General features: G+C 73.3%; 15 protein-coding genes and 1 pseudogene. 8 read left to right on the top strand and 8 right to left on the bottom strand.

The annotated features are described in order from the left end of the window. Positions 1-76 precede the first annotated feature (76 nt). Positions 77-538, bottom strand: a complete 462-nt coding sequence (locus tag ETD85_RS29690; protein ID WP_138693097.1) for an ATP-binding protein — start codon at positions 536-538, stop codon at positions 77-79. 207 nt (positions 539-745) lie between these two features. Here ETD85_RS29690 and ETD85_RS29685 point away from each other — a divergent pair, with 207 nt between their 5' ends. From ETD85_RS29685 to ETD85_RS29660, 6 genes are all read left to right on the top strand, one after another. Further along, positions 746-1213, top strand: coding sequence for an adenylyltransferase/cytidyltransferase family protein (locus tag ETD85_RS29685; protein ID WP_138693096.1), 468 nt, complete (start codon positions 746-748; stop codon positions 1211-1213). A 160-nt stretch (positions 1214-1373) separates the two neighbouring features. Further along, on the top strand, positions 1374-1961 hold the full coding sequence (locus ETD85_RS29680; protein WP_138693095.1) for a phosphatase PAP2 family protein: 588 nt from the start codon (positions 1374-1376) through the stop codon (positions 1959-1961). 63 nt (positions 1962-2024) lie between these two features. Beyond that, positions 2025-2768: a DUF427 domain-containing protein gene (locus ETD85_RS29675; RefSeq protein WP_138693094.1), complete on the top strand. Its 744-nt coding sequence runs from the start codon at positions 2025-2027 to the stop codon at positions 2766-2768. A gap of 62 nt (positions 2769-2830) precedes the next feature. Next, on the top strand, positions 2831-3223 hold the full coding sequence (locus ETD85_RS29670) for a GntR family transcriptional regulator (protein ID WP_138693093.1): 393 nt from the start codon (positions 2831-2833) through the stop codon (positions 3221-3223). Next, positions 3220-4104 carry an ABC transporter ATP-binding protein gene (locus ETD85_RS29665; protein ID WP_138693092.1) on the top strand — a complete coding sequence of 295 codons (885 nt, stop codon included), beginning with the start codon at positions 3220-3222 and terminating at the stop codon, positions 4102-4104. The genes ETD85_RS29670 and ETD85_RS29665 overlap by 4 nt, the downstream gene beginning before the upstream one ends. Continuing rightward, positions 4101-5063, top strand: a complete 963-nt coding sequence (locus ETD85_RS29660; protein WP_138693091.1) for an ABC transporter permease — start codon at positions 4101-4103, stop codon at positions 5061-5063. Before ETD85_RS29665 ends, ETD85_RS29660 begins: the two co-directional genes overlap by 4 nt. 69 nt (positions 5064-5132) lie before the next feature. On the opposite strand, the gene ETD85_RS29655 is transcribed toward ETD85_RS29660, so the two are convergent. Then, positions 5133-5735, bottom strand: a complete 603-nt coding sequence (locus ETD85_RS29655) for a TIGR03086 family metal-binding protein (RefSeq protein WP_138693090.1) — start codon at positions 5733-5735, stop codon at positions 5133-5135. Between the two features lie 56 nt (positions 5736-5791). Continuing rightward, positions 5792-6472, bottom strand: a complete 681-nt coding sequence (locus ETD85_RS29650; RefSeq protein ID WP_138693089.1) for a TetR/AcrR family transcriptional regulator — start codon at positions 6470-6472, stop codon at positions 5792-5794. A 96-nt stretch (positions 6473-6568) separates the two neighbouring features. Here ETD85_RS29650 and ETD85_RS29645 point away from each other — a divergent pair, with 96 nt between their 5' ends. Beyond that, positions 6569-8161: an FAD-dependent monooxygenase gene (locus ETD85_RS29645; RefSeq protein WP_138693088.1), complete on the top strand. Its 1593-nt coding sequence runs from the start codon at positions 6569-6571 to the stop codon at positions 8159-8161. Here ETD85_RS29645 and ETD85_RS29640 read toward each other — a convergent pair. From ETD85_RS29640 to ETD85_RS29630, 3 genes are read right to left on the bottom strand one after another with little or no spacing between them, the layout of a single operon-like run. Then, positions 8154-9416, bottom strand: a complete 1263-nt coding sequence (locus tag ETD85_RS29640) for a M20/M25/M40 family metallo-hydrolase (protein WP_138693087.1) — start codon at positions 9414-9416, stop codon at positions 8154-8156. The genes ETD85_RS29645 and ETD85_RS29640 overlap by 8 nt on opposite strands. Continuing rightward, a complete protein-coding gene (locus tag ETD85_RS29635) occupies positions 9413-11290 on the bottom strand; it encodes a S9 family peptidase (RefSeq protein WP_170246902.1) in 1878 nt (625 codons plus the stop codon). The genes ETD85_RS29640 and ETD85_RS29635 overlap by 4 nt, the downstream gene beginning before the upstream one ends. 6 nt (positions 11291-11296) lie before the next feature. Continuing rightward, positions 11297-12382, bottom strand: a complete 1086-nt coding sequence (locus ETD85_RS29630) for a C39 family peptidase (protein ID WP_240779517.1) — start codon at positions 12380-12382, stop codon at positions 11297-11299. A 64-nt stretch (positions 12383-12446) separates the two neighbouring features. Between ETD85_RS29630 and ETD85_RS29625 the strand changes: the two genes are divergently transcribed. After that, complete coding sequence (locus tag ETD85_RS29625) at positions 12447-13781, top strand: SWIM zinc finger family protein (protein ID WP_138693086.1); 1335 nt, start codon at positions 12447-12449, stop codon at positions 13779-13781. 164 nt (positions 13782-13945) lie between these two features. Here the strand turns inward: ETD85_RS29625 and ETD85_RS29620 are convergent, their stop codons facing one another. Beyond that, complete coding sequence (locus tag ETD85_RS29620; RefSeq protein ID WP_138693085.1) at positions 13946-15055, bottom strand: DUF5925 domain-containing protein; 1110 nt, start codon at positions 15053-15055, stop codon at positions 13946-13948. A 94-nt stretch (positions 15056-15149) separates the two neighbouring features. Beyond that, positions 15150-15989, bottom strand: a pseudogene (locus ETD85_RS63345) (hypothetical protein); the annotation flags it as partial.

The raw sequence follows: 15989 nt of genomic DNA, 5'->3' as shown, positions 1-15989 counted from the left end.
GTCCCGCCCCGGGCGTCCGGTTCTGGGTCCGGGTTGCGCCTCCGAGCCGGGCGTCCGAACCGGACGCCCGAGACGGCTAGACGGCCACGCCCGCCGGGACGCGGGCCTGTAGCAGCTCGAACCAGACCGTGGTCGTGCCGGCCGCGCGGGTGAAGCCCCAGCGGTGGCTGAGCGCCTCGATCAGCGGCAGGCCGCGGCCGCTGGTGGACTGCGCGCTCGTACGGCACACGCACGGCGGCCCGTCGGCCCCGCCGTCCGACACGAACACCCGCACCACCGCCTCCGAGCAGGTCACGGTCACCGTGAACGAGCCGCCGGCGCCGGAGCGCGTGTGCAGGATCGCGTTCGTGGCCAGCTCGCTGGTGAGCAGGACCACGTCGTCGTACAGCGGATGGTCGCGGCCCAGCGCCGCCGTCACGACCCCCCTGGCCCTGGACACCTGGGACGGGATGCCCGGCAGCCGGACCACGAGGTCCCCGGGCTCGGGCTCATCGCCCCCTCCGACCCTTTCGACGCGGTGTAAGTCCGGCGGCGCCACGGCGACCTCCCCCAAATCCGGTGACGTAATGAGACGCTCGAGAGGGGGGTCGGAGATTATCGCGAAAAGGTAGGAATGGCCTTTCCCAAGGTCGCTTGCACGACTCAGGACGCCGACCGAGTACGCTGCGATCGACGATTCGTCTAGGCCCGTGGGGGAGCGAAGCGTGCACAGCAGCCTACTCGCCCGGCCGTTGGGGGAGGTCGCGTGAGCAGCCTGGAGGCCGTCTGGGTGCAGCCGTACGACAGGTCCGGGGCGGCGGTGGTGACCGGCGTCTTCGACATCCTGCACGTGGGCCACGTGCGCTACCTGGGCGCGGTGGCCGAACGCGGGCTGCCGCTCGTCGTGGGGGTCGAGGACGATCCGCGCGTACGAGCCTGGAAGGGGCCGACCCGGCCGTTCAACCCGGCGGGGGAGCGGGCCGAGGTGCTGGCCGCGCTCCGCTTCGTGGCCGGGGTGTTCATCGTGACGGGGCCGCCCGAGGCGCACGGGCCCGAGGAGTACATCGACCTGCTCGCGCCGATGCGGCCGGGGGCGCTCGCGCACACGGCCGGCGACCCGCACGCGGGCGGCCGCGCCGCCGCGGCGGCGATCCTGGGAGCGGAGTGCTGGGAGCTGGAGGCGATCCCGGACCGCTCGACCACCCGCATCGTGAACGCGGCAGGAAAGGGCTGATCCCCTCCCCTCATTCTCCGGTACATCACGCCTTTCCGGGCGGGCTCGGCCCATCTCCCGGCGCGCTGAGCTTCCCGGAAAGGCGCTCGTTCCCCGTCGATCTGGGCTTCCGGAAGGGCGGGGCCGGGCTGGGTGCCATGATCGCGTAATCTTTCCTGACATGACGGCCGACCTTGTCGCGAAACGGGTGACGAACCTGCTGGCACCCCAAGTGCTGGTGATCGTCATGCCGCCCGCCGTCGGCCTGCTGGCTCAGGGGTGGAGCGGGGCGGCCTGGGGGCTGGTGGCCTCGGCGTTCTGCGGCGGCGTCCCCGCGGCGGTGATCGCCCTGGGCGTGCGCTCGGGCCGCCTCGACTCGCATCACATCGTGGACCGCGCCCGCCGCACCGGCCCGCTGCTCGCCGCGGTCGCCGCCGTCCTGGTGGCGCTGGCGCTGCTGGTGGTGATGGGTGCCCCGACGCTGCTGGTCGCCACCGTGACCGCGATGCTGGTCGCGCTGGCGGTGACCGTCCCGATCACGCTGCGCTGGAAGATCTCCTTCCACGCCGCCGTCTCCGCCGGCACGGTCGTGGTGCTCACCCACGTCCTGCCCGTCTGGCCCGCCGCCCTCCTCGGCGCGGCCGTCGTGGGGCTGGTGTGCTGGGCGAGGGTACGCCTCACGCACCACACATGGGCCCAGGTGCTGGCGGGAGCCGTGGTCGGCACCCTGACCACCTGGGCGACCCTGGCCGCCTTCGGCGTCGGCTGAGGGCCTGCCGGCCGCCCTCGCGGGAGGTGGAATAGGGGCGCCGCCGCGGGGGTTTTCGCGTGCATGGATGCCACGAACCGCGGCCGGGTACGCGTCGAGCGCACGGCCAAGCGTGTGAGGACCTACCTCGGCGGCCGAGTGGTGGCCGACACCACTTCCGCCCTGCTGGTGTGGGAAGTTCCGTACTATCCCACCTACTACATCCCGCTGGAGGACGTGGACGAGTCCGCGCTCAAGGCCACGGGGGCCACGAAGCACTCCCCGAGCCGGGGCGAGGCCGTCCTGCACACGGTCACGTCCGGCACCGCGGAGGCCGCCGACGCGGCGCTCGTCTATCCCGACTCGCCGCTGGAGCAGATCCGAGGGCACGTCCGTTTCGAGTGGGACGCGATGGACGCCTGGTTCGAGGAGGACGAGCAGGTCTACTTCCACCCGCGCGACCCGTACACGCGGGTGGACATCCTGCCCAGCTCGCGGCACGTGCGGGTCGAGGTGGACGGCGTCACCGTGGCCGACTCCCGCAGCCCGCGCATCCTCTTCGAGACCGGCCTGCCGGCCCGCTACTACCTGCCGAAGACGGACGTACGTCTCGACCTGCTCGAACACACCGGCACCGTGACCCACTGCCCCTACAAGGGCAGCGCGGAATACTGGAAGGTCAACGGCAAGGAGGACCTGGCCTGGTCCTACCCGACGCCGCTCCCGGAGAGCGAGCGGGTCGCCGGGCTGATCGCGTTCTACAACGAGAAGCTCGACATCTACCTCGACGGCGAGCTGCAGGAGCGTCCGAAGACCAAGTTCGCGTGAGTTGACAAACGGCGATCATCTCCAACACCCTTTCACTATTCGATTAGTGAAAGGGTGTTTTGGTGATCGAGTTCCACCTCGACCGCGGCTCTGGCGTGTCGACCTACCTCCAGCTCGTGCACCAGGTGAAACACGCGCTCAGGCTCGGCACGCTGCGGCCGGGTGACAAGCTGCCCACCGCTCGCGAGGTCGTCGACAGCCTGGCCATCAACCCCAACACCGTGCTCAAGGCGTACCGCGAGCTGGAGCGGGAGGGGCTGGTGGCGGCCCGGCCGGGGATGGGGACGTTCGTGCGGCAGGCGGTCGGCGGCGCGACGCTGGCCGACCACACCCGGCTGCGGCGCGGGCTGGAGCAGTGGGTGCGCGAGGCCGCCGCGGCCGGGCTGGACCAGGAGGATCTGCGGGTGCTGTTCACCGCGGTCCTCGCCGACGCGGCCAAGGAGGGCGTGGCGTGAGGCCGGTGCTGGAGGCGGCCGGGCTCGGCGTGCGCTACCGCCGCGCGTGGGCGCTGCGGGACTGCTCGCTGGCCGTGCCCGCCGGGCGGGTCGCCGCGCTCGTCGGCCCCAACGGGGCGGGCAAGACCACGCTCATGCTCGCCGCCGTCGGCCTGCTGCGCCCCTCGCGAGGCGGCGTACGGGTGCGCGGCGAGGTGGCGTTCGTGGCCCAGGACAAGCCGCTGTACGAGAGCTTCACGGTCGCCGAGACGCTCGCGTTCGGCCGCCGGATGAACACCCGATGGGACGACCGGGCCGCGCTCGACCGGCTCGGGACGCTCGGCATCCCGCTCGACCGCAAGGTGGGCCGGCTGTCGGGCGGGCAGCAGGCGCAGGTGGCGCTCACGCTGGCGCTGGCCAGGCGGCCCGATCTGCTCGTGCTCGACGAGCCCCTGGCCAATCTGGACCCGCTGGCCAGGCACGACGTGATGCGCACGATCATGGCCGAGGTGGCGCGGCGGGAGCTCACCGTGCTGCTGTCCTCGCACGTCGTCTCCGACCTGGAGGAGACCTGCGACTGGCTCATCGTGCTGAACGGCGGGCGGCTCCAGGTCAGCGGCGGCATCGAGGAGCTGCTCGACGGGCACGTGGCGCTGACCGGCCCCGTCGAGCTGGCGGGCGGAGGGTCACCTGACGGGAAGCCGGTGGCCGGCGGGCTGGGCGGTGCGGCCGTCGTGAGCGCGAGCCGTACGCCGCGGCAGGTCGCCCTGCTCGTCAGGGGCGCGCCCGTCCTGGACCCGCGCTGGCGGGCGCGGCGGCCGGGCCTGGAGGAGCTGGTCATGGCCTACCTGCGCAGCCCGGAGTCGGCGGCGCTGCCCGGGCTCGCGGGGGTGGGCGCGTGATCTGGCTGACCTGGCGCCAGCACCGGGCGCAGATTCTCATGACGGGGGCCTTCCTGGCGCTGCTCGGCGTGCTGCTGCTGGGCTCGGCGGTGGAGGCCGGGCTGTACGTCGCGAGCCATGCCCCGCCCGGGTGCCCGGGACCCGCCGTGGCCTGCGGGGACCTAGAAGTGGCGCTGGGGCGGCGCTACGACGCCATCTACTCGATCTTCGGCTGGATGCCGCTGGTGCTGCCCGCGCTGATCGGCGCGTTCTGGGGTGCGCCGCTGCTCGGCCGCGAGTACGAGCGCGGCACCCACCGGCTGGCCTGGACCCAGGCGGTGCCGGTCGGGCGGTGGCTGGCGGTGAAGCTGTCGGTGCTGGGCGGCGCGGTCGTGGCCGGCGGGCTGCTGCTGTCGCTGATGGTGAGCCTGTGGCGGCCCGTGTTCAGGGACGGGATCGACTCCTCGTTCGGGAACGTCGGCGTCTTCAACATGGTCGGGGTGGCGCCGGCCGCGTGGTGGCTGTTCGCGTTCGCGCTCGGGACGGCGGCGGGGACGCTGTTCCGGCGTACGCTGCCCGCGATGGCCCTGGTCGTGGCCGGGGTGGCGGCGGCGATGTTCGTGCTGTTCGCGGTGAGCGACCACTACGCCGAACCGGCCCGGGTGGAGCTGCGGGACTCGGTGGTGCTGGACGACCCCGACGCCCGGCTCGTGAGCGTGGCCTGGGTCGAGCCCTCGGGGAAGGAGGTCGCCGACCCGGCGGGGACCGGCTGCGCGCGGCGGGTGGACGCGGGCCGCAGCAGCAAGAACGCGGACGCCTGGCAGGAGTGCCTGTTCGGCAAGGGGTACCGGTTCGCGGTGTACTACCATCCGCCGACCCGGTTCTGGCGGTTCCAGTGGACGGAGGCGGGGATCCTGGTGGTCGCCTCGGCGGCCCTGGGCGTCTTCGCCGTGCGGCGCACGATCAGGCGCCCAGGCTGAGCCCCGTCCCGGCTGAGCGGTCCGCCGTGCCCCCGCGCGCTGCGGGGGCACGGTGAGCTCAGGGCCGGCTCAGGAGGCGGCGGTCCAGTGGGGGTCGCGGCCCAGGTAGCGCAGGAGCGCGGCCACGTCGTCGTCGCCCGCCACCGGCTCCACCGCAGGGGCGTAGGCGCCCCAGGCGCGCAGCGGCTCGACGATCTCCCTGGCCACCTGGAGCAGCGGCCGGGCCATCTCGGGCGTGAGGGGCGAGGGCCGGCCCGTCGCGACGGCGATGTCCCAGGCGTGCACGCCCGCGTCCAGCGCGCAGGCGGTCGAGGCCGACCACGGGGACATCTTGTGCGGCGGCACCGGGGTCGGCACCTCGGCGGCGTCCCGGTCGACGCCCGCCCACGCCGTCGCCGAACGCGTGATCGCGTCCTCGGCGAACGCGGCCGGGTCCGCGACCCGCTCGCCCGTGGGGTCGAACGGGTCGAACGACGGCCCGGGCTCCCCGGTGAGTGCGGACGCGAAGCCGATCTGGTCGCCGGCCGCGTGCTGGAGGACCTGGGTGACGGTCCAGCCGGCGCACGGCGTCGGCAGGTCCCAGCCGTCGGCGGGCACTCCGGCGACGGCCTGGCGCAGGGCCTCGTGCGCGGCGTCCAGGATGTTCCAGCCGCTGACAGTGGTTTCGCTCATCGGTGAGTCCCCTTTCGTGGTGTCTCCACCCTAACAGAACGGAATGATTTGTTCCACTAATTTGGCGACTTTGAAGCGAGCTTCGTCCGGCCCGCTTCGGCGACGAGTCCTTCGATCAGCATGTTCAGCGCGTGCTCGAAGTCGGCGATGGTGTCCACTCCCGCCCGCGTCCCGCGCAGCAGCCTGCTGAAGTGCGGCAGCGCCACCGGGTCGAGCTCGCGGATGTACGCCCCGACCTGGTGCTGGCCCGCGTGCACCCCGGGATCGCCGGTGAACCCGCCGGTGGTCAGGACCAGCGACCCGAACACCAGCCCATTCACCGCGCCCAGCGCCCGCCACGCGCCCACGTCGTCGAACCCCGCCGCGAACAGCGCGCCGACCAGGTCGTCGAGCGGCTGGAGCGCGCGTACGGAGGTCGGATTCGCCTGGTCGGTGGCCAAAATCATCGGCAGCACCGGATGGCGGCCGAACACCCGGTACATGCTCAGCGTCACCTGGCGCACCCGGTCCGGCCAGGGGAGTGCCGGATCGGGCCGCTCGACCTGGCAGAACACCCGCTCGGCGATCCCGTCGAGGAGGTCCGCCTTGTTGGAGACGTGGTTGTAGAGCGACATCGCCTCGACGCCGAGCGACTTCGCCAGCCGCCGCATGGACAGGCCCTCCAGCCCTTCCTCGTCGGCCAGCACCAGGGCCGCGTCCAGCACCTTGTCCCTGTTCAGCGGCTCGCGCCGTGCCATACCTCGCGCTCCTCTCGTCCGTTCCCGGTTGACAAAGCTTACGGTGTATGTGTTCTACTTACGACGTAAGCATACGCTGTAAGTAAGGAGATCGGGATGACCGACGTGATCATCGTCGGCGGCGGCCCCGTGGGGCTGCTGCTGGCGTGCGAGCTCAAGCTGGGCGGCGTGGACCCGCTGGTCCTGGAGGCGGCAACGGGCGACCAGCGACGTACGCGCAGCCTGGGCCTGCGCTCGCTCAACGCCCGCACCGTCCAGTCGCTGGCCCTGCGCGGCCTGGCGGAGCCGGTGGCCGAGGCGCAGTGGGCGATGCTCGACGAGCTGCGCGGGCGCCGCTCGCCGTCGGCCGAGGGCGACGTCGTCGCCCTCATGGTCGAGGTGCTGGAGAAGGGCATGGTCAGAGGGCACTTCAGCGGGCTGCCGCTGCTGGAGGCGGGCGGGGGCGCCGAATACCTGATGCTCGGCCAGGACAGCCTGGAGGCCATCCTGGCCGAGCGCGCCACCGCGATGGGCGTGCGGATCCTGCCGGGCAGCGAGGTGACGGACGTCGTACAGGAGGAGTCGTGCGTCGTCGCCACGCTCGCGGACGGGCGGACCGTGCGGGGCTCCTACCTGGCCGGGTGCGACGGCGGGCGCAGCGTGGTGCGCAAGCGGACGGGGTTCGCGTTCGAGGGCACGCCGCCGACCATGACCGGGCGCACCGCCGTGGCCGAGCTGGCCGATCCGGGGGCGCTGTCCTCGTCGCTGCGCTCCCCGGGCGGCCTGGTCAACCTGTCGCTGGTGCCGGGGGAGATCGCCACCATCGAGTTCGGCGGCGGGCCGGACGAGAGGGACGCGCCGATGACGGCCGCCGAGCTGGAGGCCAGCCTGCGCCGCGTCACCGGGCTCGACGTGGTCGTCAACCGGCTGGAGACCGGCATCCGGTACAGCGACAACACGCGGCACGCGGAGACGTACGTGAAGGGGCGGGTGCTGCTGGCGGGGGACGCGGCGCACGTGCACTCGCCCATCGGCGGGCAGGGGCTGAACCTGGGGCTGCAGGACGCGATCAGCCTCGGGTGGCGGCTCGCCCTGGTCGCGCGCGGGCTCGCGCCGCGCGCCCTGCTGGACGGCTACACCGCCGAGCGGCACCCGGTGGCGGCCAGGGTGCTGCGCAACACCAAGGCCCAGGTCGCGCTGATGCGGCCGGGGCCGCAGGTGGACGCCCTGCGGGAGGTCCTGTCCGAGGTGCTGGAGCTGCCGGACGCCAAGCGGTACTTCTCGGAGATGGTCGACGGGACGGGGATCGGTTACGCGCCCGGCTCGCCCGATCCGCACGTCGGGCGGTTCGCGCCGCCGATGGAGGTACGGGTGCCGGGGGCCGAGGGCACGCGGGCGCTCACCGCGTCGCTGGGGGACGGGCGCGGGCTGCTGGTCGATCTGTCGGGCGGGGAGGGGACGGACGGGCTGGAGGCGGCCGTGGCCGGGCATCGCGACCGGGTGGGGACCGCCCGCGCCGCCGTCCCCGGCGGCACGGGCCTCCTGCTGGTACGCCCCGACGGCTACGTCGCCTGGACGAGCGGGCACGCCACATCGAGCGGGCACGCCGCGCCGAGCGGGCACGCCGCGCCGGGCGGGGACGACAGGCCGGGCGGGCGCGACGGGCTGGGCGGCGCGCTCACCGCCTGGTTCGGCCCGCCCCTCAGGTGAGCAGCCGGGTCAGCACCCTGGTGCCGAACTCCAGGCCCTCCACCGGCACCCGCTCGTCCTTGCCGTGGAACATGCCGAAGTAGTCCAGGTCCGGCCGGAGCATGAGCGGCGCGAAGCCGTACCCCTTGATGCCGATCCGGGCGAACGACTTCGCGTCGGTGCCGCCGCTCATCACGTACGGGACCGGCCTGGCCAGCGGGTCCTCGGCCACCAGAGAGCCGGCCAGCTCGTCGAAGAACGCCGACGGGTACGGCGCGTCGGGCGCCTCCTCCAGGTTGACGAACTCCCGGGTGATCTTCGGCCCCAGCAGCTCGTCGATCGTCGTCAGGAACTCCTCCTGCAGCCCCGGCAGGTAGCGCCCGTCCACGTGCGCCCCGGCGGTCGAGGGCACCACGTTGACCTTGTAGCCCGCATCCAGCATCGTCGGGTTCGCCGAGTTGCGGATCTGGCTCTTGAACAGGCTGCCCAGAGGGCCGAGCCGGGCCGCCTCCGCGTCCAGCCGGTCCAGGTCGATCGGCTGCCCGGTGATCTCCGACAGCTCCTGGACGAGCGCGGCGACCGACGGCGTCAGGCGTACCGGCCACTGGTAGGCGGCCACCCGCGACAGCGCCTGCACCAGCGTGGCGACCGGGTTGTCCACCGGCGGCCTGGAGCCGTGCCCGGCCACGCCGTGCGCGGTGAGCCGCATCCAGGCGGTGCCGCGCTCGCCGACCGCGATGGGGTAGACGCGGTGCTCGCCCGAGGCCACGCTGAAGCCGCCGGACTCGCTGATCGCCTCGGTCACGCCGTCGAACAGCTCCCGGTGCTCGCTCACCGCGTGCCGGGAGCCGAAGTCGCCGGTGGCCTCCTCGTCCGCCAGGAACGCCAGCACCAGATCCCGCTTCGGCCGTACGCCCCGCGCGGCCAGGTCGAGCACGGTCGCGAGGGTCATCGCGCACGAGCCCTTCATGTCGACCGCGCCCCGGCCGTACACGCAGCCGTCGGTGATCTCGCCGGAGAACGGGTGCATCCGCCACTCGGCCGGGTCGGCCGGCACCACGTCCAGGTGGCCGTGCACGAGCAACGCGTCGGGGGAGTCGCCGTCGATCCTGGCCACCACCGTGGTCCGCTTCGGCGCCGACTCGAACACCACCGGCTCCAGGCCCGCGTCCGACAGCAACGTGGCCACGTACTCGGCCGCCGGGCGCTCGCCCGAGCCCGGATTGGTGGTGTCGAACCTGATCAGATCCGAGCAGATCTCGGCAACGCTCTTCACGCTCTCCCCTTCAGTGTCAAAGGCGGCACGCCGGGCGTCTCCATGCCGAAGATCAGCCCGTAGAAGGCCAGCTCGGCCTCCAGCACCGCGACGATAGTCTCCTCCCTGCGCCAGCCGTGCTGCTCACCGGGGAAGGTCAGCAAGGCCCACTGTTTGCCATGTTTGTCCAGTTCGGCGGTGAAGCGCTCGGCCTGGCTCACGTCCACGATCGCGTCCTCCAGGCCGTGCAGCATCAGGCACGGGCCCGAGGACTTGGCGGCGTTCAGCAGCGGGGAGCGCTCGACATAGCGCTGCCGGGTCTCGGGCAGCGGGCCCACCAGTCCGTCCAGATAGCGGGACTCGAAGTCGTGCGTCTCGGCCGCCCAGCTCTCCGGGTCGGTGATCGCGTAGTGCGCGACCCCGCCCGCGAACACGTCGCTGTGCACCAGCGCCGCCACCGTGGTCCAGCCGCCCGCGCTGCCGCCCCGGATGGCGATCTTCGCGGCGTCGGCCCGGCCCAGCTCGACCAGGCCCCTGGCCACCTTGGCGCAGTCCTGTACGTCCACCACGCCCCACTGGTCGCGCAGCCGCTCCCGGTAGGCCCGGCCGTAGCCGGTCGATCCGCCGTAGTTCACCACCGCCACGCCCAGGCCCCGGCTCGTGAAGTACGCGATCTCCAGGTCGAGCATGATCGGCAGGTTGCCGGTCGGGCCGCCGTGCACGAAGATCACGTACGGGCCCGGTCCCTGGGCCCCGGACGGCGGGTAGAGATGCGCGTGCACGTCCTCGATCGTCACGGCCTCCGGGGTGGGCAGCAGGTCGCGCGGCGGCAGCGGCTTCGGCGCGGACGCGGTCTCGTGCGCGCCCGAGTCCAGGTCGACCAGGCGCACCTCCAGCGGCGTGTACGGCGTCGCGCCCACGGCCGCGGCCCGCACCTCACCCGCGGGGCCGCTCGCGACGGAGACGGTCGAGGACCAGTGGGTGGCCTCGCCCCCGACCTCGCGCAGCTCGCCGGTCGCCGGGTCGAGCACGCCCAGGCGGCGGAGGTCGGCGGTCCCGTACACGACGGCCAGGCGGCCGTCGTCGGCGATCGCGAAATAGCTCAGGCCGGGCTTCCAGGCCGCGCCGCCGAACTCCTGCTCCATCGGCGTGAGGTTGACGCCGGGGGAGCCGTCGACGCTGACGAGGTGGATGTTCCACCAGCCGGTGGGGTCGGTGGCCGCGTACAGGGTGGCGGCGTCGCGCCATTCGGCCTGGGCGACGGACTCCTCGGGGCCGCCGGCGACCACCCGGTGCGCGCCCGCCGTGCCGTCCGCGCCGAGCGGGGCCACGCAGAGCTCGGTGCCGTCCCAGGGCATGTTCGGGTGGTCCCAGCCGATCCAGGCGACATGCCGCCCGTCAGGGGAAATGCGGGGATTCATCAGGAAATGGTGGGCTTTGACGATGACCCTGACCGGTCCGCCGTCCAGCGGCACCGCCACCAGGTCGCGCACGGTGTCCGTCTCCCGCACGGCCCACACCTCGTCGCGGCCCGGCGGGAGGTAGAGGTCGGCGTACCGGGACGGGCCCTCTGGGGTGATCGGCACCGGGGTCTCCGCCGTGCCGCCGAGGCGGTAGAGGCGCTGGTCGGACCAGTTCGTGAAGACGAGGCCGCCGCCCGGCAACGGCCGCCAGGAGCGGCCGCCGTACTCGATCACCCGGTTGCGCGCGTTCCAGCCGGGGGGCAGCGCGTCCGTGCGGGAGCCGTCGGGCAGGCGGCGCACCACGCAGCGCCGGCCGCCCTCGTGCGGGCGCGGCTCGTCCCACCAGACCTCGACGCCCGAGGGCGTGGCCACCGCCTCCACCCACTGGGGGCCGCCGTCGGTACGGGCCACGTCGATAGGTCGAATACTCATCAATCTTCACCAATTGCCGTTGGTACAGGGAGGAAGGGGATGCTCGGGCGGATGCAGGATGTACGCGATGCCGCCGCTGCCCGAGCTCCTGAGCCACACGTTCTCGAAGGCGGCCCGCGGATAGACCCTGCGCACCTCGGCCTCGTCCGGCGCGGCAGGGTCGTTCACGACGACGTCGCCCCCGGCGGTGAAGCCGGTGACGACCAGGATGTGCCCGTTGGTGGAGTAGCAGGAGCCGGGCAGCTCGTGCGCCTTGAACGACTGCGACGTGATCACCGGGATCCCGGCCCGGACGAACCGCTCCAGATCCACCGCCGACCGCAGCCGCGTCACGAACCCGTTCAGCCCGAACCGCCCGGCATAGGCCACGTTGAACGGCCAGTTCCCGGTGCCCTGGTAGCTCTCGTCATAGGTGCCCATGGCCGCGTGGTCCACGATCGGCGCGGGATCGCCGTCGCCCACCCACGCCAGCTCGTCCGGGGCCGGGCCGCGCCCCCAGAAGCCGAGCACCATGGCGATCGAGGCGGGGCTGCACCAGTTCGCGCCCCCGCCGTCCCACTGCGGGTGGTGCCCGGCGTGGGTGTGCTGCGAGTGCCGGGGCACCGCCAGCTCCACGGGCACGGCCGCCGCGCAGGCGCTCGGCACGATCGGGCGCTGCGGCAGCGCCGAGGCCATCACACCGAGGCCGGTCACCCGCGCGCCTGTGCCGTGCCAGGTGACCCGCACCTGGTACGCCACCACCGGCCGCCTGGCCACGAACGTGTCCACCGCCACGTCGCCGTCATCGTCGCCCTGGCCGGCCACCGACGTGCGCGGATCGCCGTGCTCGGACCAGCGCCCCATGACGAACCACTTGGTACGGGTGCCCGCCGCGGTCCACGCCCGCAACGCGACCTCGATCCAGGAGCCGGGCGGGGTGCGCGCGGTCCACGAGGGCACGAGCTGCGTGGCCGCGAACCCGATCGGGCACTCCTCACCGGTCCACACGCCGTCGTCCGTGCCTCCGGTGTCGCCGGGCACGGGCAGGCGGGTGTAGGCGACGCGGGCCAGATCGACGGTGAGCACCAGCCCCATTGTGCTTTCGTACTCCATGTCACACATCGGATGGTTTACGTACCAGCCCGATTGTGTCGGTGATGATCTCTATGGTTCGGGCATGACTCACGCGGTACAGGCATACTCCTACGCCGGGCCCTCGGTGCTGGCCGGCGGCAGACTCGGCCTCTCGACGTCGGGCGGGACGGCGCTGTCCGGCCCGCAGGCCCACCCCAGGTTCTTCAGCGGCCTGCTCTCCCAGGCGGCGCCCGCCGCGGCCGGGCTGCTGGCCGTGGCCGACGTCGCGCTCACCCGCTACCACCAGCCCAGGCCGGGCTGGACGCGCGACCCCGTGGTGACCTGCGACGGCGGGCGGCTGCGGTTCGAGTCGTTCTCGGCCTGCGGCGGCGTCTACGCCCGGCTCGACGTGCTGGAGCTCGACGGCGACGTGCTCGACCGGGGCACGACCAACGTCGACGTCAACGGCCCGCTGCGCGAGGCGCTGGCCAGGGTGGGCGGCCGTGACCCGCTCCACCTCGGGGTCGGGCCCGACGAGCTGACCGTCACCACGCTCGACGGCGCCGTCGTGGAGAAGAAGGTGCCGCTGCCGTCGCGGTGGCTGCGCGGGTTCGCCGAGGTGCAGGTGATCGCGGCCGGGTTCGACCTGCGGGCCGAGCTGAGCGGGCCGCACGCCGTACGCTTCCTGCGCTCGCTGCCCCGCGCCGCCCGATCCACCGTCTGGGCCGTCCCCGCGGGCCGTGACCTGCGCGTCTCCGCGAGCCCCGGGCGCGGCGGCGTCTGCCTGTCGGGCACCGGGCGGATCGCCACCCTGATGCCGCTGCTCAGGTTCGCCAAGGCGCTGCGCGTCTACGGCCCCGCCGACGGCTCCTCCACGGCCGGGGCGTGGGAGCTGGAGCTGCCCGGCATGCGCTACACGCTGGCCGTCTCGCCCGAGCCGCACCGCGGCTTCTCCGGCGAGGGCGCGGTGCTGTCCGACCTGGCCACCGACGACGCCGCGGCCGACGCCGACGTGGTGGGCATGCTGCTCAACTTCGAGCCCACGGTCGAGCTGGGGCTGCTGTCCGAGCGTTCCGGGCTGCCCGTCGAGCGCGTTCGCGCCGCCCTCACCCAGCTCGGCACGGCCGGGCGGGTCGGCTACGACCTGCACGATGCGGCCCACTTCCACCGGGAGCTGCCCTACGACAAGGAGCAGGTGGCCGAGCTCAACCCCCGGCTCACGGCGGCCCGCGCGCTGGTGGCCGCCGGCGCCGTCCGGCTGCTGGCGGGGGACGCGGCCGAGGTGACGACCGACGGCGGGGTGCGCCGGGTCGGCCTCGGCGGCGGGGAGTGCACGTGCCCGTGGTGGTACGACCACCGCGGCTCGCGCGGGCCCTGCAAGCACGTGCTGGCGGCCAGGATCGCCGCCCGCGTCCCGGTCGAGGCGACCACCCCGTGACCGGCCGGCGAACGACCTCCTGACTGGCCGGCGCTCAACCTCGTGACGGGCCGGCGAACGACCTTGGGATGGGCCTGCGGGCGGCGGCGTGACGGGCCCGTGAGCGCCTTCGCGCGCCCGGCCGCCCGGCGGCCGGTGCGGCTCGGGCGGCGGGGCGCGGAAGGTCAGAGGTAGAGGCCGGTGGACTCGTCCACGCCGGGCGCGGTGATCTCACGGCCCGCGCGCAGGGCGTACAGCTGGGCGAGGGTCGCCCCGGACGGCCCCACGCCCTGCGACGTGCCGAGCCAGGTGACGGCCTCCTCCTTGCTCAGCGGCCCGACCTCCACCTGCGCCAGGCAGCGGCCCGGACGGACGACGGCGGGGTGGAGCCGGGTCAGGTCCTCGTTCGTGGTGATCGCCACCAGCACGTCGCGGCCCTGGCCCAGCAGGCCGTCGGTGAGGTTGAGCAGGCGCGACAGACCCTGGCCCGCCTGCGCCTTGGCGCCCGCGCTGATCAGCTCGTCGCAGTCCTCCAGGACCAGCAGCCGCCAGCGCTGGGCATCCTCGTCGGTGTCGTAGCCGACGGCCACCTCCATCAGGTAGCCGGGCTCGTTGAACAGGCGCTCGGGGTCGAGCACGCAGTCCACCTGGCACCAGTCGCGCCACTGCTTGGCCAGCGAGCGCAGCAGCGTCGTCTTGCCGGTGCCGGGCTGGCCGTGCAGGAGGATGAGGCGGCCGTTCACGTCTGCCGGGTTGATCGACATCAGCCGGTCGAGGGACGGGCGCACCTTGGCCGAGTAGTTCGGGCTGATCTCGTCCCAGGGCTGGGCCGTGATCGGCTTCTCCGAACGGGTGCCGCCGTGCATGCCGCGCCACCAGAAGCCCATCTCGACGTGGTCGACGTCCGGCACGGCCTCTTCGGCGCCGTCGATGCTCTCCTGGAGCACGGTCCTGGCCAGGTCTTCGTTGACGGCCGTCACGCTCACGGTGGCCGTGCGGTTGCGGTGGCGGATGACGCGCAGGGTCCAGCCGTCGCCGCAGATGAGCCGCGACTCGGAGCCGTCCTCCACCCGCGCGGTACGCAGCACGCGTCCCCCGGCGGGGCTCAGCGAGGCATCAGGGCGTACGCGCTCCAGATTGGCCAGGCGAGACCAGGGCTGCGCGCCCGTCGCGAACGGCGACAGCGCCAAGGCGTCGATGACGTCGATGGCGGAGTCGGCGTCGTCGATCCAGATGTTCATCGGCAGCTCTGACGAGTCCGGACTGGGGAACGGCACCTCCTTGATGACAGACATAGCACTAATGATCTACTTCGAGCCCGCAGAAGTCGAAGGGTTTTGCCGAAGAAATTCGCCACGCGCAGCTCAGAGGCGTGGGGGATTTTTTCACTCAGCCCTTCTTCAGCGCGCCGGTCTGCGTGACGATGCCGAGGCCGGGGACGTCGCGCCAGGTGTAGGCGAGCGTGTCGCCCTTCAGGTCCAGCCAGATCGTCCCGGGGATGCAGCCGCCGTCGTTCTGGCCCAGGGTGAAGGTGAGCCGGCTGCGCTCCACCTTCGTGAGGGTGATGGTGCCCGTGCAGCTCTCGTCGGGGTCCTGCTCCGACCAGGCCGCGGTGGACTCGCCCTTCTTCAGCGTCACCTTGTTCTCGGAGCCGTCGGCGTCGGCGGGGTTCGTGCTGGTGACGTGGCCCGACCAGGTGCCCGCGAAGGCCGCGGGGATCTCCAGGCCGCCGCCGGGCTCCGGGGTGGGCGGCTCGCTCTCGGAGGCTGAGGTGGCCGCCTCCGTGGGCGGCGTCGTCTTCTCGGGCGGCGTGGTCGTCTCTGCGGGAGGCTCGCCGGTCCCGGCCGGGGACGACTCGGCGCCGGCGGGGGACGAGCGGGTGGCGGTCGTGACGGAGCGGGCGTCGTCTCCCGAGGCCGGGTCGCGGTTGAGGTAGAGGGTGGTGCCGACGGCCGCGCCCAGCGCCAGCAGGCTCGCCACGACGCCGATGAGCACGCTCCGCGATCGGGAGCGCGAGGTGTCCGTGCTGTCGCCGTCGCGCCGCCCCGGACCCGTCGGGCCGCCGTACGGAGGCGGAGCGCCGTCCGGCGGCCGCCCACCGGCCTGCCCGTAGGCGGGCACCCCGGCGGGGCCCGCCCCGGTGACGCCGTGCTGCGCCGGCCTGGCGGGGCCCGGGGGTGCCGGGCCGGTGCTGTCTCTTATACACCTCTGACGCTGCCGACGATACCC

It is taken from the genome of Nonomuraea zeae (assembly GCF_005889725.1).
GTDB classification, from domain to species: Bacteria; Actinomycetota; Actinomycetes; order Streptosporangiales; family Streptosporangiaceae; genus Nonomuraea; species Nonomuraea zeae.
The sequence above is the reverse complement of the archived record's forward strand: the minus strand, read 5'-3'. Positions and strand labels throughout refer to the sequence as shown.

Bases quoted from the DNA above. Each gene is read 5' to 3' on its own strand.
- ETD85_RS29680 (WP_138693095.1), top strand. From the start codon at position 1,374: ATGACGGCCGACCTTGTCGCGAAACGGGTGACGAACCTGCTGGCACCC.
- ETD85_RS29675 (WP_138693094.1), top strand. From the start codon at position 2,025: ATGGATGCCACGAACCGCGGCCGGGTACGCGTCGAGCGCACGGCCAAG.
- ETD85_RS29655 (WP_138693090.1), bottom strand. From the start codon at position 5,735: ATGAGCGAAACCACTGTCAGCGGCTGGAACATCCTGGACGCCGCGCAC.
- ETD85_RS29650 (WP_138693089.1), bottom strand. From the start codon at position 6,472: ATGGCACGGCGCGAGCCGCTGAACAGGGACAAGGTGCTGGACGCGGCC.
- ETD85_RS29645 (WP_138693088.1), top strand. From the start codon at position 6,569: ATGACCGACGTGATCATCGTCGGCGGCGGCCCCGTGGGGCTGCTGCTG.
- ETD85_RS29635 (WP_170246902.1), bottom strand. From the start codon at position 11,290: ATGAGTATTCGACCTATCGACGTGGCCCGTACCGACGGCGGCCCCCAG.
- ETD85_RS29630 (WP_240779517.1), bottom strand. From the start codon at position 12,382: ATGGAGTACGAAAGCACAATGGGGCTGGTGCTCACCGTCGATCTGGCC.
- ETD85_RS29625 (WP_138693086.1), top strand. From the start codon at position 12,447: ATGACTCACGCGGTACAGGCATACTCCTACGCCGGGCCCTCGGTGCTG.
- ETD85_RS29620 (WP_138693085.1), bottom strand. From the start codon at position 15,055: ATGTCTGTCATCAAGGAGGTGCCGTTCCCCAGTCCGGACTCGTCAGAG.